Source organism: Serratia fonticola (assembly GCF_001006005.1).
GTDB lineage: Bacteria > Pseudomonadota > Gammaproteobacteria > Enterobacterales > Enterobacteriaceae > Chania > Chania fonticola.
Genome location: NZ_CP011254.1, coordinates 5,439,269 through 5,464,580 on the forward strand (window position 1 = coordinate 5,439,269; position 25,312 = coordinate 5,464,580).

The window sequence follows — 25,312 nt, forward strand, 5'->3', positions numbered from 1 at the left end:
TCCAGCCTTAGTGCACCGTGTTGAAATCCCCCTCCTGACGCGCCACCAGCGTCAGGATGCTATACAGCGCTACGGCTTGCTGATGCTGGTTGAGCACCTGCACATCCCAGACCACCACACCATGTGGGCGATCCTCGGCGGTTTTCTGCGGCTTGCGGATTTTCTTTTTACAGGTCAATCGCACCTGAATGGTGTCGCCAATCTTCACCGGCTCGATAAAACGCAGGTTTTCCATGCCATAGTTGGCAATCACCGGCCCGACGCCCGGATCGACAAACAGGCCAGCAGCGGCAGAAACCACAAAGTAACCGTGGGCCACTCGCTCACCAAACAGTGATTCCGCCGCACCGATCTTGTCCATATGCGCGTAGAAATGGTCGCCGCTCAGGCAGGCAAAGTTGACGAGGTCGGCTTCGGTAATGGTACGGCGGGCAGTCAGCAAGCTTTCGCCAATCTGCAACTGCTCAAAGTATTTGCGGAACGGGTGTACCTGCTCCTCCACCACGTCGGCACCCCGGACCCATTCACGACTGATGGCCGCCAGCATCGACGGACTGCCCTGGATCGCCGTGCGCTGCATATAGTGTTTTACCGCCCGCAGCCCACCAAGCTCTTCGCCACCGCCGGCTCGCCCTGGCCCGCCATGCACCAACAAAGGCAATGGTGAGCCGTGGCCGGTCGATTCCGTCGCCGCGTGGCGATCCAGCACCAACATGCGGCCATGGGCGCAGGCAGTTGCTCGAATAAACTGTGAAGCCAACTCCGCATCAGCCGTCACCAACGATCCGGCCAGGCTACCTTGCCCCAGCAGCGCCAACTCAATGGCCTGTTCAGTCGTTTGATAAGGCATCAGCGTCGCCACCGGGCCAAACGCCTCGGTGCCATGTACGGCCTGATGGCGGAACGGATCGGCGCAATACAGTAGGGTGATCGGATAAAAAGCGCCTGATTGCGCACCATCGCCCACCACTTCTAACTTATCCAGCGTTGCGCCGCAGAGTGGTTCACAGCCATTGCGCAGCAGGAATTCCACCTTTTGCTGCACGTCGTCGCGCTGTTCCTGATTGACCAACGCCCCCATCCGCACCTGCTCCAGCTGTGGGTCGCCAATTTTCACACCAGCCAAGCGCTGCAACAGCGCTTGCTGTACCTCGGCAATGCGGGCCACCGGAACGATAATGCGCCGGATAGCGGTACACTTTTGCCCTGCCTTGCTGGTCATTTCGCGGCTGACCTCTTTGATAAACAGCGCAAACTCCGGCATCTCTGGCGTCACGTCCTCCCCTAGCACGCAGCAGTTTAACGAGTCGGCCTCCATGGTAAAGGCGATGGACTTCTCCAGCAGGCGCGGGTGGGAACGCAGCTTCTGCCCGGTTTGCGCCGAGCCGGTGAAGGTGACCGCATCCTGATAATCGAGGTGATCGAACATATCGCCCACGCCGCCGCAGATCAGTTGCAATGCCCCTTCAGGCACCAGCCCGCTGTCGATAATCAGTTTCACCATCGCCTGGGTTAGCTGTGCCGAAGCGGTGGCAGGTTTGATGATGGCCGGCATCCCCGCCAGCCAGGTAGGTGCCAGCTTCTCCAACATACCCCAGCAGGGGAAGTTAAAGGCGTTGATATGCAATGCGACACCTGGGCGAGAGGTCAGCACATGACGTGCAGCAAACTGCGACTGCTTGGAGAGTGGGATCAGCTCATCTTCCGGCCACAGCGAATCGTCCGGCAGTTCGCGCCCTGCCAATCCCGCATAGGAGAACAGCGTGGCGATACCACCTTCGATATCAACCCAGCTGTCATTGCGTGTGGCCCCGGTTTGATAGGAGATCTGATACAGCGCCTCTTTATTAGCCAGCAGGTGTTTAGCCACCGCTTTCATCATCTGGGCGCGCTGCTGAAACGTCATCTTTGCCAGCGCCGTGCCACCCAGCTTGCGGGCATAGCTCAGGCTGGCGGCCAACGGCAGCCCGTCGGAGCAGACCTGATACAAAGGCTCGCCGGTTACGGCATGCTGGATCTCGCGGGATTGACCCTGGCCGTACACCCAAGCGCCAGAAAGGTAACTGGTTAACTGCTGCATTTGCTCCTCCGGAATTCATAAATAGACACTATCAAGATTAATGATGTATCACATAAATTCCACTCCGCGCCAGGTTAAAATTTAACAAAAGCAAAACAAAATCATCCAAACGCTGAGTTAACACCAGTGTTATCGATAAACACCAAAAATAAATAAACATTAAAATCAATGAAATAACAAAACACATTGTGATACTCATCGCAAAACCACAGTATTTGTATTTGATCTTGTTGTTATCAACTTGTAGCTTTACGGTTAGTTAAAGTGATTCACATTTTTGGTTTTAATGTGAAAAACATGAATCACCAAGAGGCAAGCATGACAACTGACGCACAATTTCAGCAGCACTTTGACGACAAGATCGCCGCCGATATCTCCATCGAAGCCAAAGACTGGATGCCGGATGCCTATCGCCGCAATCTGATCCGGCAAATCGGCCAGCATGCGCATTCCGAAGTGGTCGGCATGTTGCCAGAAGCCAATTGGCTGACCCGCGCCCCTTCCCTGCGGCGCAAAGCGGTGTTACTGGCGAAAGTCCAGGATGAAGCCGGGCACGGCCTTTATCTGTACAGCGCGGCGGAAACCCTCGGCTGCACCCGCCAGGATATCTACCAAAAGATGCTCGCGGGTCAGATGAAGTACTCCTCCATCTTCAATTATCCAACGCTGAACTGGGCTGACATTGGTGTGATCGGCTGGCTGGTCGACGGTGCCGCCATCGTCAATCAGGTAGCCCTGTGTCGTGCCTCTTACGGCCCCTATGCCAGAGCGATGGTGAAAATCTGTAAAGAAGAGAGCTTCCACCAGCGTCAGGGCTATGAAGCCGTGATGGTGATGGCCCAGGGCAGCGAAGCGCAAAAGGCCATGTTGCAGGACGCCATCAACCGCTTTTGGTGGCCAGCGCTAATGATGTTTGGCCCCAACGATAGCGATTCCCCCCACAGCGCACAGAGCATGGCCTGGAAGATCAAACGCCATAGCAATGACGAGCTGCGGCAGAAGTTTATCGACAACACCGTACCGCAGTTGGAAGCCCTGGGTATGACTGCTCCCGATGCCGATTTGGCATGGGATGAGGCCAGCGGGCATTACCGCTTTGGCGAGATCGACTGGGCGGAGCTACACGAGGTGATCCAGGGGCGCGGGCAGTGCAACCACGAACGTCTGCAAGCCAAGCGTAAAGCCTGGGACGAAGGCCGTTGGGTACGGGATGGTGCCATGGCACATGCCAGCAAACGCGCGGCAAATGCAGCTTAATCGAGGAGAGAAAAATGACTCACGCCGAATGGCCGTTGTATGAAGTGTTTATCCGCAGCAAGCAGGGTTTGGCCCATCGCCACGTGGGCAGCCTGCATGCAGCAGACGATCAGATGGCGCTGGAAAACGCCCGCGATGCCTACACCCGCCGCAGTGAGGGCTGTTCGATCTGGGTAGTGCAATCCTGCCACCTGATCGCCTCTCAAGCGGAGGATCGGGCGGCATTCTTCGATCCTTCCGACGACAAAATCTACCGTCATCCCACGTTCTACACCATCCCCGACGGCATCAAGAACATGTAGAGGCAGGCCATGACGACGAGTAACGCAGCAACAATCAACTATGCCCTGCGCTTGGGCGATACACCGCTCATTCTGGCACAGCGCCTGTGCGCTTGGTGTGGCCATGCTCCTGAGCTGGAGATCGACCTGGCACTGGCCAATATTGGCCTCGATCTGCTGGGCCAGGCGCGTAATTTCCTGGCCTATGCCGCCGAGCTTTCCGGCCCGCAGCACAGCGAAGACAGCCTGGCCTTTGGCCGCGACGAACGTGAATTCCACAACCTGCTGTTGGCAGAACAGCCCAACGGCGGCTTTAACGACACGCTGGTGCGCCAGTTCCTGCTCGATACCTACCACGTGCTGCTGCACCGGGAATTGAGCCGCAGCAAAGACGGCCAACTGGCCGCCATCGCCGCCAAATCGCTGAAGGAAGCGGATTATCACCTGCGCTTCAGCCACGGCTGGATGATCCGCCTGGGTGACGGCAGTGAAATCAGCCACCAGAAGATACAGCAGTCATTAAACGACCTGTGGCGCTTCACCGCCGAGCTGTTCCACGCCGATGAAATTGAACTGCAGCTGGCCGAACTGGGTATTGCCGTCGATCCGCGCCAATTGCAGGCACCGTGGCAGGCTATGGTTAACGACACGCTGCAACAGGCCACGCTCGCGCTGCCCACCGAGCAGGCATTTCGCCACGGCGGTAAGCAAGGGCGGCACACTGAACACCTCGGCCCGATGCTGGCAGAGATGCAGTTTCTGCCACGCGCTTACCCGAACTGTAGCTGGTAGAGGCAATGATGAATATCACCCGACTGCAACCGGCCGAGATCCCGCAGATCTGGCACTGCTTACAGCAGATCAGCGATCCCGAACTGCCGGTACTGTCCATTACCGATTTGGGCATGGTACGTGACGTGGAGCGCGACGGTGCAGGCTGGCACATCACCTTTACCCCAACCTATTCCGGCTGCCCGGCGACCGAGTATCTGCTCAACGCCATTGAACAGACGCTGAACGAAGCGGGTTTCAGCCCGGTGAAGATCACCATCAGCCTCAGCCCGGCCTGGACCACCGACTGGATGAATGCGGATGCCCGCCATCGCCTGCGTGAATACGGCGTGGCACCACCACAGGGGCAAACCTGTGAGAAGCCTTTAGCCAACGGCCCGGTGCAGTGCCCCCGTTGCGGCAGCGAGCACACGGAAAAGATCAGCGAGTTCGGTTCCACCGCCTGCAAAGCGCTTTACCGCTGCTGCGAATGCCGGGAACCGTTCGACTATTTCAAATGTATTTAGGAGCACTGAAAACCATGACGGTCTTTCATCGCCTGAATGTCGCAGCCATCGAGCGCGAAACCCCGGACGCCGTAGCCATCACGCTGCGCGTCCCGGACGAACTGAAATCCCATTACGGCTATACCCCCGGCCAACATCTGACGCTCAAAGCCCGGGTCAACGGTGAAGAACTGCGCCGCTGCTATTCCATCTGTAGTGCACCGCAAGACGGCGTATTGCAAATCGGCATCAAGGCGATCCATCAGGGGCGCTTCTCTTCGTTTATCAACCAAAACTTGCAGGTGGGCGACGAGTTGGAAGTGATGCTGCCGCAGGGCCGTTTTGGTTACCAGCCGCAGGCACAAACCCAGGGCAACTATCTGGCGATAGCCGCCGGTTCTGGCATCACACCGATGCTGTCGATCATCAAGGCGACGTTGCAATTGGAACCCAACAGCCAGTTCACGCTGATCTACGGCAACCGCACCAGCCGCTCGGTGATGTTTAAAGAAGCCCTCTCGGATCTGAAAAACCGTTATCCACAGCGCTTCCAGCCGCTGTATCTCTTCAGCCAGGAAAATCTCGACAGCCCGCTGCTCAGTGGCCGCATCGACCGTGACCACCTGACCGCGCTGGGTAACACGCTGGTGGACTTCAACGAGTTCGACCACGCCTTTATCTGCGGCCCGGAATCGATGATGGACGACGCGCACACCGTGCTGGAGCTGGCCGGTATGCCTGCCGAACGTATTCATAGCGAGCGTTTCAACACCAGCGGCATCGTCGCCCGGCCTGCCAATGCAGCTAGCCGCAACGCTACCCAGGTAGAGATCCGGCTCGACGGCCGCAGCCTCAAAATCGACGTCGGCAGCGAGGATGACAGCATTCTGGATGCCGCATTGCGCCAAGGAGCCGATCTGCCCTACGCCTGCAAAGGCGGCGTCTGCGCTACCTGCAAATGCAAACTGAAGGCCGGTGAGGTGGATATGGCGATCAACTACAGCCTGGAGCCGGATCAACTGGCGGCAGGCTATGTCTTGAGCTGCCAGTCCTGGCCACGCGGTGAAGGCGTGGTGCTGGACTTTGACGTTTAGGAGCCGACGATGGAAACCCCTTGGATCCTGCGCGAACAGCAGCAACGCGTGGTCACACTGACGCTGCACCGCCCCGATGCCCGCAATGCGTTGAGCACTGCCTGCCTGTTCCAGTTGGTCTATCAACTGGAACAGGCCGATAGCGATGCCGACGTCGGTGCCGTGGTGATCGCCGGTGCCGCCCGGTTCTTCGCTGCCGGTGCCGATCTGCGCGAATTACAGCAGCAGGATGTCGCCGCTACCCAACTCGATCACCGCCCTTTGCTATGGCAGCGTTTGGCCCAGTTCAGCAAACCCTTGCTGGCGGCAGTGAACGGTTACGCGCTCGGTGCTGGCTGTGAGCTGGCTCTGGCCTGCGACATTACGATTTGCGGCGAAAGCGCCCGCTTCGGCCTGCCGGAAATCACTTTAGGCCTAATACCCGGAGCCGGTGGTACTCAACGCCTGATCCGCAGCGTGGGTAAGTCCCGCGCCTATCAAATGGTGCTGACCGGTGAAGCCATCGACGCCCGCTGCGCACTGCAAGCCGGGCTGGTGAGCGAGGTTTGTGTCGACGCATTAACGCTGGAGCGTACTCAACAACTGGCCCAACGCATCAGCCAACAGGCACCGCTGGCACTGCGCGCGGCCAAACAGGCGCTAAAACAGGCGCAGGAAACCGGCCTCAGCCAGGGCTTGCAGATGGAACGTCAGCAGTTTGTCACCCTGGCCGCTACCGAAGATCGCCGGGAAGGCATTGCCGCCTTCTTCGAAAAACGTACACCGAACTATCAAGGGCGCTGATTTATGGAAAACGCATTAATTCTTAGCCACATCGACGCCGGGGTGTTGACCATTACTCTGAACCGCCCCGACCGGCTCAACAGCTTTAACGATGAAATGCACCACCAGCTCAGCGAGGCGCTAACCGTAGCCGAGCGCGATGACAGCGTGCGTTGCGTGCTGATCACCGGTGCCGGGCGCGGCTTCTGCGCCGGGCAGGATCTGAACGATCGTAACGTCAGTGTGGATCAGGCCCCTCCGGATCTTGGGCTGTCCGTAGAACGTTTTTACAACCCGCTGATCCGCCGCCTGAGTGCCCTACCCAAGCCGATCGTCTGCGCGGTTAACGGCGTTGCTGCCGGAGCGGGTGCCGCGCTGGCAATGGCCTGCGACATCGTGGTGGCCGCCGACAACGCCAGCTTCATCCAATCTTTCTGCAAACTGGGCCTGGTGCCAGACTCCGGCGGCAGTTGGTATCTGCCACGCCTGGCCGGGCATGCGCGAGCCATGGGTATGGTGCTGCTGGGGGACAAAATCAGCGCTCAGCAGGCGCTGGAGTGGGGAATGATCTGGCAGGTCGTGGCTGCCGCCGAGCTGGCCGACCACACCCAAAGCATGGCCAAACAGCTTGCTACCCAACCTACTTACGGCCTGGGGCTGATTAAAAAGGCCATGTACAGCTCGGCCAGCAATACGCTCGACCAACAGCTCGATTTAGAGCGCGATTTACAACGCCTGGGTGGCCGTAGTGCCGACTATCGCGAGGGCGTCAGCGCCTTCTTCGCCAAACGCCCACCGAACTTCAGCGGGAAGCAGTCATGAACGGGATACAGCCATGAACGAGAAGATGGCGATAACTTCTGCGCCGGTCGCCGTAATTGGTGCCGGAACCATGGGGATTGGTATTGCCCAGGTGGCCGCTGCGGCAGGACACCGGGTCAAGCTGTTCGATATCGCCTTGCCCGCCGCCTCCCGTGCGCTGGAACAGCTCGGGCAACGCCTGCGCAAGCGGGTCGAGGCAGGTAAAGCCGATGCCCACAGCACCGAAACCCTGCTGGGTCATATTCAGTTGGCCAGTTCGTTGAGCGATCTGGCCGACTGCAGCCTGGTAATCGAAGCGGTGGCGGAAAAGCTGGCGATCAAACAGAGCCTGTTTCGCGATCTGGAGGCGATATGCTCTACCGATACGCTGTTTGCCAGCAATACCTCATCACTCTCTATTACCGCCATCGCCAGCGCGCTTCAACACCCGCAGCGCATGGCGGGCCTGCACTTCTTCAACCCGGCTCCGTTAATGAAACTGGTGGAGATCGTCGGTGGGCTGGAAACCAGCCCGGAAACGCTGAGCAACCTGCAAGCCTTGGCTCAACATTGGGGTAAGCACAGCGTCGTGTGCCGTTCTACGCCAGGCTTTATCGTCAACCGCGTAGCCCGGCCTTTCTACGGTGAAGCCCTTCGCGCGCTGGAAGAACAGATTGCCGATCCAGCCACCTTGGACGCCGTGCTACGTGATGCTGGCGGTTTCGCCATGGGACCACTGCAACTGACCGATCTGATCGGCCAAGACGTCAACTATGCCGTCACCGAGTCGGTCTATCACGCCTTCTATCAGGACAGCCGCTTTACTCCTTCGCTGGTACAGCAGGAGCTGGTGGCTGCCGGGCATTTGGGCCGCAAGAGTGGCCGGGGTTTTTACCGTTATGGCAGCGAACAGGTCGCGCCGTCGGCAACTTTTGCTTCGGCGGTAACGGCTGACATGCCTCATTCCGTCACGTTGCACGGCGACTGGTCGGCCATCGGTGAGTTTGCACAGTTGCTGACGGGAAATGCGGCGGCGATCAAACATCCTGGCCAGACCAGTCCGTTTGCCCGGATCGATGAAGTTACATTTATGTTAACAAATGGTAAAACAGCAAGCCAAGTCGCCGAAGAAATCGGATCGCCCGTGGTACTGTTCGACCTGTCCGTCAACTATCAGCACGCCCCCGTTATCGCCATCAGCAGCGCCGAGCAAAACACGGTGCCGCACACGGCCAAGGTCATCCGCCTGCTGCAATCGCTGGGTAAACAGGTGATCCATCTGCCGGACTACCCTGGCCTGCTGGTGATGCGCACCGTTGCCATGCTGGCTAATGAAGCCCTGGACGTGGTGAACAAAGGCGTGGCCAACGCTGCCGATACCGATGATGCCATGCGGTTTGGCGTCAACTACCCACAAGGTCCGCTGGCCTGGGGCAGCAAGCTCGGCTGGCAACAGATCCTCACCACGCTGGAAAACCTGCAACGTTATTACGCGGAACCCCGCTATCGCCCAATGCCGCTGCTGCGCCGTTATGCCGCCAATTATTCAGGAGCCAAATGCTGATGAATGCCAACACTCCCCGCGCGCTGGCCCAGCGCTGCGCCGAACAGATGTTTAGCCAGGATACCTGCGCACAGGCGATGGATATGCGCATCGATGCCGTGGATGCAGGCATGGCCAAAGTCAGCATGACCGTCGGCCCGCAGATGCTCAATGGCCACCAAACCTGTCACGGTGGCCAGCTGTTCAGCCTGGCAGATACCGCGTTTGCTTATGCCTGCAACAGTCAGGGGCTGGCAGCGGTCGCTTCTGGTTGCACCATCGATTTTATCCGCCCCGCGCTGGCAGGCGATCGCCTCACCGCCTGCGCTGAAGTGCGCCATCAGGGTAAAACTACCGGGCTGTACGACGTTGAAATCGTTAACCAACTGGGGAAAACCGTCGCCTGGTTCCGTGGCCGCGCCCATCGGTTGGGCCACAGCATTTTAGGAGAGCAGCCATGAATCAGGCCTTTATTTGCGATGGCGTCCGCACGCCGATTGGCCGTTACGGCGGCGCGCTGGCAAACGTGCGGGCCGACGATTTAGCTGCCCTGCCGCTGCGTGCTCTGCTGGAGCGCCACCCTAATGTGGACTGGTCACGGGTAGATGACGTGATCCTCGGCTGCGCCAATCAGGCCGGGGAAGACAACCGCAATCTGGCCCGTATGGCGGCGCTGCTGGCCGGGCTACCACAAAACGTTTCCGGTACCACCATCAACCGGCTATGCGGTTCGGGGTTGGATGCGTTGGCGATGGCGGCCCGCAGTATCAAGGCCGGTGAAGCCAGCCTGGTCCTGGCCGGAGGGGCCGAATCCATGACCCGCGCCCCGCTGGTGATGGGCAAGGCCGACAGCGCCTTCAGCCGTCAGGCACAGCTGTTTGATACCACCATCGGCTGGCGTTTTGTTAACCCGCTGATGCATGAGGCTTTCGGTACCGACTCGATGCCGGAAACTGCCGAAAACGTCGCGACGCAGTTTGGCATCAGCCGTGCCGATCAGGATGCCTTTGCCCTACGCAGCCAGCAGCGCACCGCTCTGGCACAACAGCGGGGGATCCTGGCACAGGAAATTATCCCGGTGAGCCTCAGCGGCAAGAAAGGAGTCATTACTCAGTTCAGCGAAGACGAACATCCACGCGCAGAAACCACGCTGGAGCAACTGCAAAAACTGAAAACACCGTTCCGTCAGCCGGGATGTATCACCGCTGGCAATGCTTCTGGCGTCAACGACGGTGCGGCGGCGCTGATTGTCGCTTCCGAAGCCATGGCGTTGCAGCAAGGTCTGACGCCACGGGCGCGCATTGTCGCCACCGCCACCTGCGGCGTGGAGCCACGATTGATGGGGATCGGCCCGCTGCCCGCTGCCCGTAAAGTCCTGGAAATCGCCGGGTTAAGCCTGGCGCAGATGGACGTCATTGAACTTAACGAAGCATTCGCCGCACAGGCGTTGGCGGTGTTGCGCCAGCTTGGTCTGCCGGATGATGCCGAACAGGTCAATCCCAATGGGGGTGCCATCGCGCTTGGCCATCCATTGGGCATGAGCGGTGCGCGCCTGGCACTGGCCGCCCTGTTTGAGCTGGAACGTCGCGCTGGCCGCTACGCACTGTGCACCATGTGCATTGGCGTCGGTCAGGGCATTGCCATGATTATTGAGCGTGTCTAACACCTGCGAGGCTAAAAAGATGACTACAAATCCACGGCCCATCGACGCGATTGAATTTGCTTCACGCGACGAAATCGAAGCATTACAGCTGGAACGCCTGCAATGGACCCTGCACCATGCCTACAACAACGTACCGATGTATCAACGCAAGTTCGATCAGGCCGGCGTTCACCCGAGCGATCTGAAGCAACTGAGCGATCTGGCGTTGTTCCCCTACACCACCAAGCAGGATCTGCGTGACAACTACCCGTTCGACACCTTTGCCGTGCCGATGGAACAGGTGGTACGCATTCATGCTTCATCTGGCACCACAGGTCGCCCAACGGTAGTAGGTTATACCCAGCGGGATATCGATAACTGGGCCGATATTGTCGCCCGCTGCCTGCGCTCTGCCGGGGCCACGGCCAAAGACAAAATCCACGTTGCCTACGGTTACGGCCTGTTTACCGGCGGGCTGGGCGCGCACTATGGCGCAGAACGCCTGGGTGCGACGGTGATCCCGGTGTCCGGCGGCCAGACGGAGAAGCAGGTGCAGCTGATCCTGGATTTCAAACCCGACGTGATCATGGTGACCCCTTCCTACTGCCTGACGCTGATCGACGAGCTGGAACGCAAAATGGGGGGCGATGCACGCAACTGCTCACTGCGTTTGGGCGTGTTCGGTGCAGAACCCTGGTCAGAATCCCTGCGCCATGAGATCGAGTCACGCATGGGGATCAAGGCGCTGGATATCTACGGCCTTTCCGAAGTGATGGGGCCAGGCGTGGCGATGGAGTGTGCCGAAAGCGGCGGCGGCCCAACCATCTGGGAAGACCACTTCCTGCCGGAGATTATCAATCCGGAGACGGGCGCGATACAGGCCGACGGCGAGCATGGCGAACTGGTTTTCACCACTCTGACCAAAGAGGCGCTACCGGTGATCCGCTATCGTACGCGCGACCTCACCCATCTAATGCCAGGGGATGCCCGCAACATGCGCCGGATGGGCAAAATCACCGGCCGTTCCGACGATATGCTGATCATTCGCGGCGTGAACGTATTTCCTTCACAGGTCGAAGAACAGATTATGCAGTTCGAGCATCTGTCGCCGCATTATCAGCTGCAGGTGAGCCGTGCCGGGCATCTGGATACCTTGGCGGTACGGGTGGAGCTGAAAGAGTCGGCTCTGACGCTCAACCACCAGCAGCGTTGCGATATCTGCCACCAGCTGCGCCACCATATCAAATCGATTGTCGGGGTCAGCACCGATGTCAGCATTGCCAACTGTGGCGATATTCCTCGCTCGGAAGGCAAGGCCCAGCGGGTGATCGATCTGCGGCCACGGTGATTTTTCCCCTCACCCTAACCCTCTCCCAAAAGGAGAGGGGACCGATCGAGTTGGGCTGAAAGTCTAATGATTCACCTTGAACACCGACTGGTGCATCTTGGTTATAGGGGCGAACGAGTTTGCTGAGATTATCGTTTTACTTCCAAACGAGCAGGGGCAATCAGCTCCCTCTCCCTGTGGGAGAGGGTTGGGGTGAGGGGCAAGCCTTTGTCGTTTATGCTAATGTCGTGTCTCAGCAAAGGCTTACCCAGGGAAAAATATGGAACATAAACTGGACGACTTTATCCGCCATGCGTTAAGTGCCCAACCGATCAGCGGCACCTCGCTGATCATCTCACTCTACGGCGATGCGCTGAGCCATCGCGGCGGTGAGGTGTGGCTGGGCAGCTTAAGCGCACTGCTGGAAGCCCTGGGCTTCGGCGATCGCTTTGTGCGTACCTCGGTATTTCGTTTGCAAAAAGAAGGTTGGCTGGACGTAGAGAAGCTTGGGCGGCGCAGCTATTACCGCGTTACCGAACAGGGTATGCGCCAGTTTCGCCATGCCGAATCCAAAATCTACCTCAGCGAACAGCCGCAGTGGGATGGCAAGTGGGAGCTACTGCTGTTGGAAAGTGCGGAAAAAACCGAGCGTGTACGGCTGAAAAAAGAGCTGGGCTGGCTGGGCTTTGGCCAGATCGCCAACAACCTGATGGCCGCGCCCACCCATGCGCAAACCGACGTCACCGCCCTGCTTGGCGAGCTCAACGCTAGTGAACAGGTGATCTACTTCCGTGCCGACTATCCCTATAACCGTTCCGAACAGACGCTGCGGCAAATGGTCGCTAACTGCTGGTCGTTGAGCGAGGTGGCCGGTTACTACCATGAGTTTATCGTCTCCTTCCGCCCGTTGATGGCCTTACTGCGCGAAGCCGACGAGCAGGAACTGACGCCCCTGCGATGCTTTCAGATTAAGCTATTATTAATCCACTTTTTCCGCCGCGTGGTGTTGAAAGATCCTCTGCTGCCAGATGCCCTGTTACCCGCTCAATGGGAAGGCCAAATCGCCCGCAACCTGTGCATCAATATCTATCAGCGAGTGGATCGCGCCGCAACGGAATATGTCAGCGCTTTGGCAGAAACCTCCATCGGCACCTTACCTGCACCCAGTGCCGGTTACTATCGCCGCTTTGGCGGACTGCCGCGCGATCCCACTACATTTTGAGGAGTTTGCGCTATGCCCGTGTATCAGATTGACGGCTTGACGCCGGTGGTCGATCCCAGCAGCTATGTTCACCCCACTGCGGTACTGATTGGCGACGTGATTATCGGCAAAGGCGTCTACATCGGCCCCAATGCCAGCCTGCGTGGCGACTTTGGGCGCATTGTGGTCGAAGACGGTGCCAACGTGCAGGATAATTGCGTGATGCACGGCTTCCCGCTGCAGGACACGGTAGTCGAACAAGATGGGCATATCGGCCACAGCGCCATACTGCACGGTTGCCGCGTGCGCCGTAACGCGATGATCGGCATGAATGCCGTCATCATGGACGGTGCGGTCATTGGTGAGAACTCCATTGTCGGCGCGGGTTCCTTCGTCAAGGCCGCCGCGGAGATTGCCGCCAACCAACTGGTGATTGGCAGCCCGGCAAGGGTGATCCGCGAACTGACCGAACAGGAATTAGCCTGGAAACGCACTGGCACACTCCAGTATCAGGAGCTGGTCTTACGCTGCAAAAACAGCCTGAAAGAAGTGGCCCCTCTCACTGAACCAGAGCCAGGCCGCCAACGCCTGAATTTTGGCGACCACATCATCCCCAAAAGCCAACTTTAGTGCTTGGCCGGGCCGCAGCCCGGTCAACATTACTCCAAACTCTGTACCGGTGCTTCAGCTGCAACCGATGCCTGCCCTCGTCGACTGTAGAAATAGATGGCGATCAACAGCGCGGTGAAGGGAATGCCAAACCACAGCGTCATTCTAAAGAAGTCGGTGAATAGCGTAGTTATCATTAGCCCGGCCATCAGGAGCGCCCCCGCCAAGGTAAAGTAAGGATAACCCCACATGCGGAACTTGAGGTGCGTCTGCGTATGCTGGCGGCGGAAGAACAGGTGGGTAACAAAGATCATCAGCCAGGTGAAACAGGCACCGTACACCGAGATCGACATCATCACCGCGAACGATTTCTCTGGAGCGGCAATACTCAGCACGATAGAGACAATAATCCCCACGCAAGAGAGCGCCAGCGCGTTGACCGGAATACCCCGTTTGCTGAGCCGCCCCAGCGCCGCCGGTGCCTGCCCGGCACGGGACAGTGAAAACATCATGCGGGTGGTTATATACAACTGGCTGTTCATGGCAGACAGTGCAGCAATCAGTACCACAAAGTTAAAGATCCCGGCGGCGGCAGGCAGATGGATCACGTTCATCGCCACCAGGAACGGGCTTTCACCGGTGCCAGACTGCCGCCACGGCACGATGGCCAGCATCAGCGCTATCGACATCATATAGAAGATAAACAGCCGCAGAATGGTGCCTTTGAAGGCGCTTTTCACGGCAACCACCGGGTTTTTCGCTTCCCCTGCGGCAACCGCGATCATCTCAATACTCAGATAGCTGAATATCGAAACGATCACCGCAAACCACATGCCTTTCACCCCGAACGGGAAAAAGCCACCGTTGTCGGTGAAGTTACGGATGCCGAAGGTCGGGTTGGCGGAAAACGCCAGGATGCCGATACCAATCATGATAAACGCCGAAATGGCCACCACCTTGACGGTAGAGAGTGCATACTCCACCTGGCCAAAAGACTTGACCCCAACCACGTTGACGACGATCACCGCCGCCGAGAACAACAGCACCCACGGCCAGATCGGCGTACCTGGGAACCAGAACTGCATATACATGCCGATGGCGGTCACCTCGGTGCCCACTGCCAACACCACGCAAGACCAATAGGAATAACGCACCAGAAAGCCAAACAACGGGCTGAGATAGAACTCTGCATAATCGCCGAACGATCCTGGGGTTGGGTGCTCGGAGGTCATTTCCGCCAGGCATCCCATCAGCAGCAGCGCAATCACCCCGCCGATAAAATAGCTCAGCAGTACGCTTGGCCCAGCCATTTGGATCGCGTAAGCACTCCCCAGGAACAAGCCGGTACCGATGGCCCCACCGATAGCCAGCATCGACATCTGCCCGGCGGTCAGGTGCTTTTTCAGCCCATCCTGCCGCCGGGCGATAGCGTCAAAACGTTTCGCGTCTTTCATGGTTGCTCACCTTTTCTATGCGGTACGGGTAACGTCAAGGATGGCGGCGGTCACATAGTCCAGGTTTTGCTGGTTCAGGCCAGGCAGGCACATCCTGCCAGGCGCCACCAGATAAATGGAATATTGCTGCCGCAGTTGGCCGAGCTGGCGTTCATTCAACCCGGTGTAGCTGAACATGCCCTTTTGATCGCGAATGCGGGTGTAGTCCAGCGTGGTACCGCCCTGCTCCAGGCCAGCAGCCAGGCCAACGCGCATCTGTTTGATGCGTTGGCGCATGGTGGTCAATTCACTGGCCCACTGTTGATATAGCTGTGGGTCTGCCAGCAGGGTTTCCACAATCTGGCTGCCGTGAGTCGGCGGGCAGGAATAACTGCGGCGGATCAGCGTCTTCAATGCGCCTTTCACGTTCACCGCAGCCTCAGCCGTAGCACAGCGCACCGATAGCCCCCCTAAACGCTGGCCATACAGCGCCACGTTCTTGGAAAAGGAGTTGCTGACCAGAAAATCCACGTCGGTTTTCAACATCGCCCGCAGTGCGAAGCAGTCTTCGTCCAGCCCGTCGCCAAAGCCTTGATAGGCGATGTCAAAGAAAGGCAGCAGCCGACGCCGTTGCACCACCTCGATCACTGCCTGCCATTGTGATGGGTTGAGATCGGTGCCAGTGGGGTTATGGCAGCAAGGATGCAGTAGCACCACCGCCCCTTCCGGCAAAGCAGAGAGCGTGTCGAGCATGGCTTCAAAACGCAGTTGACCAGACGCATCGTCAAAATACGGGTAGGTATTCACCTTCAAGCCAGCGCCTTCGAAGATCGCCCAGTGGTTGGCCCAGGTAGGATCGGAAACCCAGATTTCGCGACGTGCCAGATAGTGATGAATAAAATCAGCGCCCAGCTTCAGCGCTCCAGAGCCCCCCACAGTTTGTACCGTGGCAATACGGTCCGCCGGTTCACCAAACAGCAGCGTCTGGATCTGGCGGGCAAACAGTGCAGAACCTTCGATTGGCGGGTAAGTATGTGGCCGTTGTTGTTCCAGTAAACGCTGTTCGGCAATATGTACGGCCTGCATCAGGGGAATATTACCCTGATGATCGTAATACAGACCGATACCCAAATTAACCTTTTGCGGATTAGCATCCTGCATATAGGCTTCCATCAGAGACATAATAGGATCGGGTGTTGACGGGGTAATATGTGCGAACATAGATTATCCTTAACTCATTATGTAATGAATCAGCAAGTGAATATTATTTTATGAGAATTAATTACGCTGTGGCGCTAACGGTGATTTCTATTTTCATCCCTGGCACCACTAACTTATCAACAATCACCGTTGAGCGGTTGGGATACGGATAATTAAAATACTGTTTGTAGATTTGATCGAGCAACTTAACGTCATTAACATCGGTAAGATAAACAATAACCTGTAATACATTATCGCTATGGCTATTGGCGGCCTTCAGCGTGGTGGCTAAATTATCAAACGTCAGCGTGATTTGTTTTTCCGGGTCGCCGGTTTCAATAGTACCATCCTGGCGGACCGGGCCATGGGCGGTGAATAACATCCCACCACCTTTGGTCGCCCATGAAAAAGGTTGCCCGATCTCCGGCAGGCCGGTTTCAATGACTGTGCGCATCAAGGTACTCTCCATCGGTAAGCAGGAAACGGTGCAGGGCGCCATCGGCAGCAAATACCGCATCCAGCACGCTGTAATGATTGGCACCGGGGAGCGCATATCGGCTAACCGGCAGCCCCTGCTCCCGCAATGCGGAATAATAATAAAGCGATTGCCCAATCAGCTCCGGCAGTTCCGCCGCGCCGTAAAATAGCACCATGGGCTTCAAAGATAGCGGTATATTACGCGCCGGGCTTAAGGCCTCTATCTGCTGGCTGGTCAGCTTTAGCTGTTGGTTTACGTAGCTCACCAGCAGCGGCTGCAACTCAAAAATACCGCTGATGGGAAACACCGCCTGCACCAGCGGATGGTGTTGCCAATATGCCGCCAAATGTCCACCGGCAGAATGACCAGTGAGATAAACCGGCTTATCGCCACGCGGCTTCAGCCGCCGATCGATGACATCCAGCGCTACCCCAATTTGCTGACAAATATCAGCCAGGTTAGCCGCTGGTGCCAGGGTATATTCCACCAGCACCACATCAAAACCTAATGACAATGGCGTGCTGGCAATAAATGCAAAATCCTGTTTATCACAAAACTGCCAATAGCCGCCGTGAATAAATATTATCGTGCCTTTATATTCTTCAGTTGAATAAAACCAGTCAAAAACTTCACGCGGCGCATCCCCATAAGCCATATTCAACTCATGACGTTGCTGTTGGTAAACTCGCTGACTGCGGGATTGAAATGAGAGCAGGATCTCGTTTTCATCAGCCACCGTCGTTGCGTTATCGTAACTGCCCGCTAGAAGTTTCATATATTAAACTTTGTTTATTATTTAAGATGTGAGTTAACTATTAGCAACATGTTAAAATATTGTCAAGATGGCTGATACGGCAATGCGTGATCGGCGATATAAATTTATTTTTTCCGGCAATAAGTTTCACTGGTTAAACATTTTCGCCGTTACTTTAAAGTTTCATCCATGAAACTCGAAAATAAATTGGGTAAATTGCATAGGTGTTTAACGTGCCTCAGCCCTACCCCTTACGCGACAACAACACTGCACAGCCCCCTCTCCTTCGGGGTGTACAGACCGGGGACATCATGAACACTTGTTCGGGGACATGGTAGACACTTACAACATAGGTATGAGTACTTCTGAGTGGAGCTGCTTATGCCGTGGAATGAGAGATCTGCCATGTCATTACGTACCGAGTTTGTGCTTTTCGCCTCGCAAGAAGGCGCTAATATCCGTGCGCTATGCCGTCAGTTCGGCATAGCGCCTGCTACCGCATACAAGTGGTTACACCGCTGGCTCTCTGACGGGCCGGACGGTCTGAACGAACGCTCCAGGGTGCCACACCATTCCCCTTCCAGAACACCCGATATCGTTGTCCAACACCTCCGCGCTGCGCATCTGGCCCATCCGATGTGGGGGGCGCGCAAGCTCAAGCGGTGGCTTGAGATGCAGGGGCATACGTTACCTGCCGCCAGCACCGTGCATAACCTGATGCGCCGCCATGACCTGCTACCGGGTGGCCCATCACCAATGCCCACTGTTGGACGCTTTGAACATGATGCACCGAACCAGCTCTGGCAGATGGACTTTAAAGGCCACTTCCCCTTCGCCGAAGGGCGTTGCCATCCGCTGACCCTGCTGGATGACCATTCACGCTTCTCGCTCTGTCTGGCGCACTGCCCAGACGAACGACGCGTCACCGTGCAGTCTCAGTTGGTAGCGGTGTTCGAACGTTATGGCTTGCCGGAGAGAATGACCATGGATAACGGTGCGCCCTGGGGCGACACGACGGGCAGTTGGACCGCACTGGAACTGTGGCTGATGCGTCAGGGTATCCGGGTGGGTCACTCGCGGCCTTATCATCCTCAGACTCAGGGTAAGCTGGAGCGCTTCCACCGCAGCCTGAAGGCAGAGCTCCTGCAGGGGCGGTGGTTTACCCATGCCGCGCAGTTGCAGGAGGTGTTCGACGCCTGGCGAGAAATCTACAACCTAGAACGTCCACATGAAGCCCTGTCAATGGCGGTACCGGCGTCCCGTTATCAGCCTTCATCGCGACAGTACAATGGTAATCCAGCGGCAGCCGAGTATGACGAGGGGGTCTTGGTCAGGAAAGTGGATGTCAGTGGAAAACTGAGTCTGAAAGGGATGGGCCTGAAAGTGGGCAAGGCCTTTATCGGTGAATATGTCGGACTGAAGGAAAGTGAGAGAGAGGGCTACTACGAGGTATGGTGGTACAGCACGAAAGTGGGGACGATCGACCTGAGAAATAGGTCGATCATCATGGGTAAAGGATGTTAAAAAGTGTTCACCATGTCCTTGAACACCTGTCTACCATGTCCCCGGTCTGTACACGGGGAGAGGGTTGGGGTGAGGGGGAGATGCCATTGCCATATAATTAAGGTATCTCAACTGCCTGGTTGTATTTGCGCAATTTGGCTAAGGTGCTGATAGGCGTAATCCCAAAAGGTGCGCACCTTCAGCGGCATGTATTGCACGTTATTCGCCACCAGTTGCACCGGCACTGGCAGGGGCTCGTAGGCGGCCAACAACCGCACCAGCGTACCATTGGCCAGATCGTCCGCCACCTGATAAGACAGCAGCCGGGCAATCCCCTTTCCTGCCCGCACTGCCAACAGTTGAGTTTCCACCTCGTTCAACAACAAGCGCGGCGTCAAACGTACTCGCTCACCGTTTTCGTCAGGCCCAAAGCGCCATTCACCTGACGTCGGACGTAGTGTACCTACTATAGTGTCATGATCGATCAACTGCGCCGGTTCCAGCGGAACCCCTCGTTGCGCCAGATAGGCTGGGCTAGCCACGGTGACGCGTGTCACCTCTCCGAGCTTACGCGCCACCTTGGAGGAATCCTGTAAATGCCCGATGCGCACCGCCACGTCCAGCCCTTCATCGATCAGCTCCAGATTGCGGTCATTTAACTGCATGTCGATCTGGATTTGCGGGTAACGTTCGAGAAAAGCCATCACCATGGGTGCCACGTGCTTGCGCCCAAACTGCACCGGCGAAGTAATACGCAGCAGCCCGCTCAGTTGAGCCTCTGCGGTATCCATTACCGCGTCTTGATAGTCATGCAACAGAGCACGCGCGCGTTCGGCTAACCGCAGCCCGGCCTCCGTGGGGGCCAGACGCCGGGTCGTGCGTTCCACCAGCCGCGCACCAAACCGCTGCTCCAAAGAAGCGATAGCCCGGGTCACCGCCGGAGCGGAACGACGCAGCTTTCGGGCAGCTCCGGCCAAACTGCCATGCTGGATCACCGCCACAAAAATCGCCAACTCGTCCAAACGATCCATAGACTATTCCGCCAAGTGAAATTATCAATTGCCATTTTCCCGGATACCCATCATCTGGCGCAAGAGTATTGTAGGCTGTGTCCCTCAATTGCACGTGAGTGCCGCTGGAGGTCATTTGGACGCGTTGCAAGGCACGAGCCGTGCAGTTTGGTGGGCCCAAATAAGCGGGGAGTAACGCAGATACGCGTTCAAATGGCCCCAGCCCGAAGGGTCGCGCCCCAAAAGCCCGTACTCAGCGTTGTCGGGCTTGAACTTAGCCCACTAGGCCCTACACCCTCCGCCTTGATTACGGGCTTTTGGGACTGCGACGGCACCACGGTCAATTGAGGGACACAGCCTATTTAGCAACACCATAAAGGAGACTCACCATGCAAACGTTGAAACTGTACGGCACACCTGCCTCTGGCCATTGCCACCGCGTCGAGCTGCTATTGCGGATGCTAGATCTACCTTATGAATATTGCGAAGCCCCGGCCACGGTGCGCCGCAGTGAGGCGTTCCTGCGGCTTAATCCCGTTGGTCAGATCCCGGTATTGCTGGCCGATGAGCAGGTATTGAGCGACAGCAACGCCATCATGGTGTACCTGGTGAAACGCTATGCGCCAGATAGCCACTGGTTGCCAGAAGATCCGTTGGCAGCCGCCCAAGTGCAAGCCTGGCTTTCCAAAGCGGCCGGAGAGGTGCGCTATGGCCCCGCATCCTGCCGGATGGTGGTGCAATTTTCTGCGCCAGAGAACTACCCGTCTGCACAAGCCATCAGCGCACGCTTTTTACCCCAGTTAGAGCAACACTTGGCAGAACGCGAGTTTTTGGCAACGTCTTTGCCGACGATTGCGGATCTTGCCTGTTACAGCTACGTGGCGGTCGCCCCGGAAGGTGGGGTTTCCCTCAAGCCCTTCCCGGCAATCCAGCACTGGCTAGATCGTATTGCCGCGCTGCCCGGGTTCTTCCCTATGCCTGCGTTACCCCTGCCTGACCAGGCTGTAGGCCAATAACATGTCTCCCTCCATGTTTCATCCCGATGAGCAGTTGGCGCAGGATCTGGCCGGTTTTGATGCGGTGAGCGGGAATATCTATACCGCCATGCCCGATCAACATCGCGAGTTCTTCGCTCACCTGCCCTACCTGTTTGTTGCCACACTGGATGAGCGGCAGTGGCCGGTTGCTACGGTGTTCAGTGGGCCTGCCGGCTTTTTGCGCTCGCCAGATGAAACACATTTGCGGATCGTTTCGCCACGCCGGGCGGACGATCCCGCTCAGGCAGCGCTCTATCCCGGCCAGCCCGTCGGCGCATTAGGATTAGATTTCAGTAACCGCAGGCGCAACCGGGTTAACGGCGTCATTAGCCGCACGGATAAAAACCGCGTGGAGATTGTGGTGCAACAAAGCTTTGGCAACTGCCCGCAGTACATTCAACGGCGGGAGCTGTTCGCCGAGCCGAGCGTTGCTGATCCCATTGAGCAGTTGAGTTCGTTAGACGATCAGGCCCGGCAGCTGATCCAACAGGCGGATACCTGCTTTGTGGCCAGCTATGCTCACGGTGATTTAGCGCAAGGTGGCGTGGATATCTCGCATCGCGGTGGTAAACCAGGGTTCATCCATCTGGCTGGTGAAACCCTGTGGATACCGGATTTTCGCGGGAACCGATATATGAACACGCTGGGTAATCTGTTGGCTCAGCCACGGGCTGCACTACTGTTTATTGATTTTGCGCGCGGGGACATTCTACATTTGCAGGGGGAAACTCAGATTTTATGGCAGGCGGAAAACGCAGCCGTCGCAGGTGCCGAGCGCTACTGGCGGTTTGATATCACCAGTGCGTGGCGTTTTCGCCAGACATTGGGCTGGCGCGGCAGAAACGTTGAGTTCTCTCCAGCAACGTTACGCACGGGAGTTTGGCTAAATCACGCTGAAAACCAGTTTTAACAGCAGGTGCTGTTGAGGCTGCTGATATTCCCTCACCAGGCTTACAGCGGGCGCAGCATGCGGCGCCCCTACGGTCGAAGATCTGCGCCTACCTCCCATTCAGCAACATTGCCACGTTGTCATCAATCTGCACAGCAGGATCTATTTTTGCTAGCTAGCGCCATTTTAAATAAATCCACGCTGGGTTACATTGAAAGTGGAGAAGCCCTCCAGTGTACAGTTTGACTCAAAGGAGCTTGAGTATGTTTCCAGAATACCGTGAGTTAATATCGCACCTGAAATCAAGCCATCCCCGCTTCCAGTCATTGTTTGATAAGCACAACCAACTCGACCACCAAATCTCCAGGTTAGAAGGGCCAGCAGGCAACGGCTACTCTGACGAAGTGGTTCGCTTGAAAAAAGAGAAGCTACATATCAAGGATGAGTTACACAAAATACTAAAGGCAGAGGAAGCCGCGGCCAAGTAGCGCACGCCGATCCCCGCGCTACTGCGGGGATCACCGCTACCTTTAGCTAAACGTCACGTATCGCCTTACCGTGCTCATCAAACACCAGAATATTATCGCAGGAGGTACCGATACTTACCTCTTCACCGGTGGCAAGCTTCAGCTGATAAGGAACCTTCATTTGTAAGGTGCCGTATTGCCTAGAGCCAAGCAACACCACCGTGGAGTCACCGTGCATTTCGGTGAGCTCGTTTTTCACCTTCAGGCAGAGCTCGGCACTATCGCTTAAAGAGAAATGTTCGGGCCGGATACCTAATGTCAATGCCGTGCCTGCTGCCAAATCAGCATTCGCCAGCTGCGGAATAAAAAAGCTGTGCCCATTGATTTTCACCCGTCCGCTATGTTCATAGGTGACGGCAAACAGATTGATTTTCGGCGCGCCAATAAATCCGGCGACAAAGATATTGGCCGGATGGTTATAGACCTCTTCCGGCGTTCCCACCTGCTCTATTCTTCCCTGGTTCAAAATGACGATCCGATCGGCCAGCGTCATGGCTTCCGTTTGATCGTGGGTCACATAGATGGTGGTTTTTCCTAGATTGTCATGCAGTTTGCCGATCTCCTGCCGCATCTGGATACGCAACGCGGCATCGAGGTTGGATAACGGTTCATCAAACAAAAACACGTTAGCGCAGCTGACTATCGAACGCCCGATCGCAACACGCTGGCGCTGGCCGCCGGATAAGTGCTGTGGCAAACGTTCCAGGTAATTATCAAGTTGCAAGATCGCGGACGCATTGGCGATCCGCGCGGCGATCTCCGGCTTCGGCGTTTTTATGTTTTTCAAACCAAACGCCAGATTTTCACGCACGGTCATATGGGGATACAGAGCATAAGACTGGAACACCATCGATACGCCACGCTCCCCGGCATTCATATGGGTAACGTCCTTATTATCTATCTTTATTTCACCCCCGCTAACTTCTTCGAGGCCAGCAATCATTCTGAGTAACGTAGACTTTCCACAACCAGAAGGGCCGACCAGCACAATAAACTCCCTGGAGGCAACCTCAAGGTTTACGCTATTAATCGTTTTGATATTTCCGTAAGACTTTTCGACATTTTTGAGAGAAACGCTCGCCATTATCTGCTCCAACATTGCGCTGTCATCTATTCAGCTTATCCACGGATAACTTTAATTAACCATGATATCTACAGGCGTTAAATTACGGCAAAGATAAACGCCAAAGAATAAGCCGTTTGACTATAACTTTATCGCCGCAGGCGATGACTAATCGGTAATAAATTGAATAAGCTTGGTCAACTGCGTAATTTTTTGCTCCAACAATTGAGTATCCCCGCGGGTTTCAATATTTAGCCGTAGCAGGGGTTCAGTATTGGAGGCGCGCAGGTTAAAGCGCCAGTGCTCAAACTCCATGCTCAGGCCGTCAGTTGCCGTGATACGCAGCACGCTATCGGCATAAAACTGTTTGATTTGCCGGATGCTGGCATCGGTATCCTCAACGGTAAAGTTAAGTTCACCCGATACCGGGAAGCGCGCCTTGCTGGCTTCAATCAAGGAATATAGCGATGTTGCCTTACGTGACAGTAATTCGATCACCAGCAGCCAGGGGATCATACCGCTATCACAGTAACCAAAATTGCGGAAATAGTGGTGGGCACTCATTTCGCCACCGTAAACGGCATCATGCTGGCGCATGGTGTCTTTAATAAACGCATGGCCCGTCTTTGATTCGATCGCGTTGCCATTCAGCGCCTGCACAATCGCTTGGGTATTCCAGACCAGTCTAGGATCGTGGATGATTTTACCGCTGTTGTCAGCACGCAGGAACGTTTCCGCCAGTAAGCCGACTATGTAATAACCTTCAATAAAGTTGCCTAGATGATCGAAGAAAAAGCAGCGGTCAAAATCCCCATCCCAGGCGATGCCTAAATCCGCCTGGTGCTCAAGCACCGCCTGCCGGGTAACGCCCTGGTTCTCTGGCAGCATAGGATTTGGGATCCCGTTTGGAAAAGTGCTATCTGGCTGATGGTTGATTTTAATCATGCGGATAGGTAGCTGGCGTTTTGCCATTGCCGCTTCGAGCGCATCCAGAGTCGGGCCCGCTGCGCCGTTGCCAGCGTTGACCACAATCTTCATCGGCGTTAACACGCCAGGATTGATGTAGCTTAATAAGTGCTCAATGTAGTGTTCACGGTTAGACTGAACGGAAAGCTGTCCTGGGGTGGCTGACGGCGTAAATTGATTTTCCTGGGCCAGTTGCTGGATCTCATACAGTCCGTTATCCCCGCTGACGGGCCGAGAATCCTGTTTAACCAGCTTCATGCCGTTGTAGTCAATCGGATTATGGCTGGCGGTAACCTGAATGCCACCATCGACGCCATAAAAGCGGGTGGCAAAGTAAACTTCTTCGGTGCCCACCATGCCGATATCAATCACATCGGCCCCGCCACTCATCAGCCCTTCTGCCAGCGCCTGCTTCAAAGCGGCACTGGTTGCCCGAGCATCTCCACCTACCACCACTTTCTGTGGCTTTAGCCACTGGCAGTAGGCCCGGCCAATGCGCCAGGCAATCTCTTCATTGAGTTCCGTACCCAACTTGCCCCGAATATCGTAAGCTTTAAAACAGGTTAACTTTTCCATTT

25 protein-coding genes are annotated in these 25,312 nt (G+C 56.4%); 17 read left to right on the forward strand and 8 right to left on the reverse strand.

Features of this window, described 5'->3' with window-relative positions; translation table 11 throughout:
* Positions 1-7: 7 nt before the first annotated feature.
* Positions 8-2,080: a phenylacetic acid degradation bifunctional protein PaaZ gene (gene paaZ / locus WN53_RS24195; RefSeq protein ID WP_024485584.1), complete on the reverse strand. Its 2,073-nt coding sequence runs from the start codon at positions 2,078-2,080 to the stop codon at positions 8-10.
* Positions 2,081-2,398: 318 nt separating this feature from the next.
* Here paaZ and paaA point away from each other — a divergent pair, with 318 nt between their 5' ends.
* From paaA to paaY, 13 genes are all read left to right on the forward strand, one after another.
* A complete protein-coding gene (gene paaA / locus WN53_RS24200; RefSeq protein WP_024485585.1) occupies positions 2,399-3,337 on the forward strand; it encodes a 1,2-phenylacetyl-CoA epoxidase subunit PaaA in 939 nt (312 codons plus the stop codon).
* A 14-nt stretch (positions 3,338-3,351) separates the two neighbouring features.
* Complete coding sequence (gene paaB, locus WN53_RS24205) at positions 3,352-3,639, forward strand: 1,2-phenylacetyl-CoA epoxidase subunit PaaB (protein WP_021180891.1); 288 nt, start codon at positions 3,352-3,354, stop codon at positions 3,637-3,639.
* A 9-nt stretch (positions 3,640-3,648) separates the two neighbouring features.
* Complete coding sequence (gene paaC, locus WN53_RS24210) at positions 3,649-4,410, forward strand: 1,2-phenylacetyl-CoA epoxidase subunit PaaC (RefSeq protein ID WP_024485586.1); 762 nt, start codon at positions 3,649-3,651, stop codon at positions 4,408-4,410.
* An 8-nt stretch (positions 4,411-4,418) separates the two neighbouring features.
* On the forward strand, positions 4,419-4,916 hold the full coding sequence (gene paaD, locus WN53_RS24215) for a 1,2-phenylacetyl-CoA epoxidase subunit PaaD (RefSeq protein ID WP_024485587.1): 498 nt from the start codon (positions 4,419-4,421) through the stop codon (positions 4,914-4,916).
* A gap of 14 nt (positions 4,917-4,930) precedes the next feature.
* Positions 4,931-5,989 (forward strand): 1,2-phenylacetyl-CoA epoxidase subunit PaaE, encoded by a 1,059-nt coding sequence (gene paaE / locus WN53_RS24220; protein WP_024485588.1) that lies wholly within the window; start codon positions 4,931-4,933, stop codon positions 5,987-5,989.
* A 9-nt stretch (positions 5,990-5,998) separates the two neighbouring features.
* A complete protein-coding gene (gene paaF, locus WN53_RS24225; RefSeq protein WP_024485589.1) occupies positions 5,999-6,772 on the forward strand; it encodes a 2,3-dehydroadipyl-CoA hydratase PaaF in 774 nt (257 codons plus the stop codon).
* Positions 6,773-6,775: 3 nt separating this feature from the next.
* Positions 6,776-7,573, forward strand: a complete 798-nt coding sequence (gene paaG, locus WN53_RS24230) for a 2-(1,2-epoxy-1,2-dihydrophenyl)acetyl-CoA isomerase PaaG (protein ID WP_024485590.1) — start codon at positions 6,776-6,778, stop codon at positions 7,571-7,573.
* 13 nt (positions 7,574-7,586) lie between these two features.
* On the forward strand, positions 7,587-9,116 hold the full coding sequence (locus WN53_RS24235) for a 3-hydroxyacyl-CoA dehydrogenase (RefSeq protein WP_390901730.1): 1,530 nt from the start codon (positions 7,587-7,589) through the stop codon (positions 9,114-9,116).
* Positions 9,116-9,556 (forward strand): hydroxyphenylacetyl-CoA thioesterase PaaI, encoded by a 441-nt coding sequence (gene paaI / locus WN53_RS24240; protein ID WP_024485592.1) that lies wholly within the window; start codon positions 9,116-9,118, stop codon positions 9,554-9,556. Before WN53_RS24235 ends, paaI begins: the two co-directional genes overlap by 1 nt.
* Positions 9,553-10,758 carry a 3-oxoadipyl-CoA thiolase gene (pcaF, locus tag WN53_RS24245; RefSeq protein ID WP_024485593.1) on the forward strand — a complete coding sequence of 402 codons (1,206 nt, stop codon included), beginning with the start codon at positions 9,553-9,555 and terminating at the stop codon, positions 10,756-10,758. Before paaI ends, pcaF begins: the two co-directional genes overlap by 4 nt.
* A 19-nt stretch (positions 10,759-10,777) precedes the next feature.
* Complete coding sequence (gene paaK, locus WN53_RS24250) at positions 10,778-12,085, forward strand: phenylacetate--CoA ligase PaaK (RefSeq protein ID WP_024485594.1); 1,308 nt, start codon at positions 10,778-10,780, stop codon at positions 12,083-12,085.
* A 259-nt stretch (positions 12,086-12,344) separates the two neighbouring features.
* Positions 12,345-13,286 (forward strand): phenylacetic acid degradation operon negative regulatory protein PaaX, encoded by a 942-nt coding sequence (paaX, locus tag WN53_RS24255; RefSeq protein ID WP_024485595.1) that lies wholly within the window; start codon positions 12,345-12,347, stop codon positions 13,284-13,286.
* Positions 13,287-13,298: 12 nt separating this feature from the next.
* Positions 13,299-13,895, forward strand: a complete 597-nt coding sequence (gene paaY / locus WN53_RS24260) for a phenylacetic acid degradation protein PaaY (protein WP_024485596.1) — start codon at positions 13,299-13,301, stop codon at positions 13,893-13,895.
* 29 nt (positions 13,896-13,924) lie between these two features.
* Here paaY and WN53_RS24265 read toward each other — a convergent pair whose 3' ends face one another.
* The 4 genes from WN53_RS24265 to WN53_RS24280 all read right to left on the reverse strand — a co-directional run bounded on the left by WN53_RS24265 (position 13,925) and on the right by WN53_RS24280 (position 17,760).
* On the reverse strand, positions 13,925-15,328 hold the full coding sequence (locus WN53_RS24265) for an amino acid permease (RefSeq protein ID WP_024485597.1): 1,404 nt from the start codon (positions 15,326-15,328) through the stop codon (positions 13,925-13,927).
* A gap of 15 nt (positions 15,329-15,343) precedes the next feature.
* The gene (locus WN53_RS24270) at positions 15,344-16,528 is read right to left on the reverse strand and encodes an amino acid aminotransferase (RefSeq protein WP_046808340.1); all 1,185 of its coding nucleotides are present in this window, start codon (positions 16,526-16,528) and stop codon (positions 15,344-15,346) included.
* A gap of 61 nt (positions 16,529-16,589) precedes the next feature.
* Entirely contained in the window at positions 16,590-16,961 is a 372-nt protein-coding gene (locus WN53_RS24275) for a RidA family protein (protein WP_024487112.1), read from the reverse strand.
* Complete coding sequence (locus WN53_RS24280; protein ID WP_024487113.1) at positions 16,945-17,760, reverse strand: alpha/beta hydrolase; 816 nt, start codon at positions 17,758-17,760, stop codon at positions 16,945-16,947. Before WN53_RS24280 ends, WN53_RS24275 begins: the two co-directional genes overlap by 17 nt.
* Positions 17,761-18,120: 360 nt before the next feature.
* On the opposite strand from WN53_RS24280, the gene WN53_RS24285 reads away from it, so the two are divergent.
* The gene (locus WN53_RS24285; protein WP_046808341.1) at positions 18,121-19,263 is read left to right on the forward strand and encodes an IS481 family transposase; all 1,143 of its coding nucleotides are present in this window, start codon (positions 18,121-18,123) and stop codon (positions 19,261-19,263) included.
* A gap of 107 nt (positions 19,264-19,370) precedes the next feature.
* On the opposite strand, the gene WN53_RS24290 is transcribed toward WN53_RS24285, so the two are convergent.
* Positions 19,371-20,273, reverse strand: coding sequence for a LysR family transcriptional regulator (locus WN53_RS24290; RefSeq protein WP_024486907.1), 903 nt, complete (start codon positions 20,271-20,273; stop codon positions 19,371-19,373).
* A gap of 368 nt (positions 20,274-20,641) precedes the next feature.
* Here WN53_RS24290 and WN53_RS24295 point away from each other — a divergent pair, with 368 nt between their 5' ends.
* The 3 genes from WN53_RS24295 (at position 20,642) to WN53_RS24305 (ending at position 22,666) form a co-directional block, all read left to right on the forward strand.
* Positions 20,642-21,268, forward strand: a complete 627-nt coding sequence (locus WN53_RS24295; protein WP_024486908.1) for a glutathione S-transferase family protein — start codon at positions 20,642-20,644, stop codon at positions 21,266-21,268.
* A gap of 1 nt (position 21,269) precedes the next feature.
* Positions 21,270-22,199, forward strand: a complete 930-nt coding sequence (locus tag WN53_RS24300) for a pyridoxamine 5'-phosphate oxidase family protein (protein ID WP_024486909.1) — start codon at positions 21,270-21,272, stop codon at positions 22,197-22,199.
* A gap of 242 nt (positions 22,200-22,441) precedes the next feature.
* Positions 22,442-22,666, forward strand: a complete 225-nt coding sequence (locus WN53_RS24305; protein WP_021180872.1) for an HP1242/YdcH family protein — start codon at positions 22,442-22,444, stop codon at positions 22,664-22,666.
* A gap of 46 nt (positions 22,667-22,712) precedes the next feature.
* On the opposite strand, the gene WN53_RS24310 is transcribed toward WN53_RS24305, so the two are convergent.
* Complete coding sequence (locus WN53_RS24310; protein ID WP_046808342.1) at positions 22,713-23,789, reverse strand: ABC transporter ATP-binding protein; 1,077 nt, start codon at positions 23,787-23,789, stop codon at positions 22,713-22,715.
* A gap of 147 nt (positions 23,790-23,936) precedes the next feature.
* The gene (locus WN53_RS24315) at positions 23,937-25,310 is read right to left on the reverse strand and encodes a phosphohexomutase domain-containing protein (RefSeq protein ID WP_046808343.1); all 1,374 of its coding nucleotides are present in this window, start codon (positions 25,308-25,310) and stop codon (positions 23,937-23,939) included.
* Positions 25,311-25,312 lie beyond the last annotated feature (2 nt).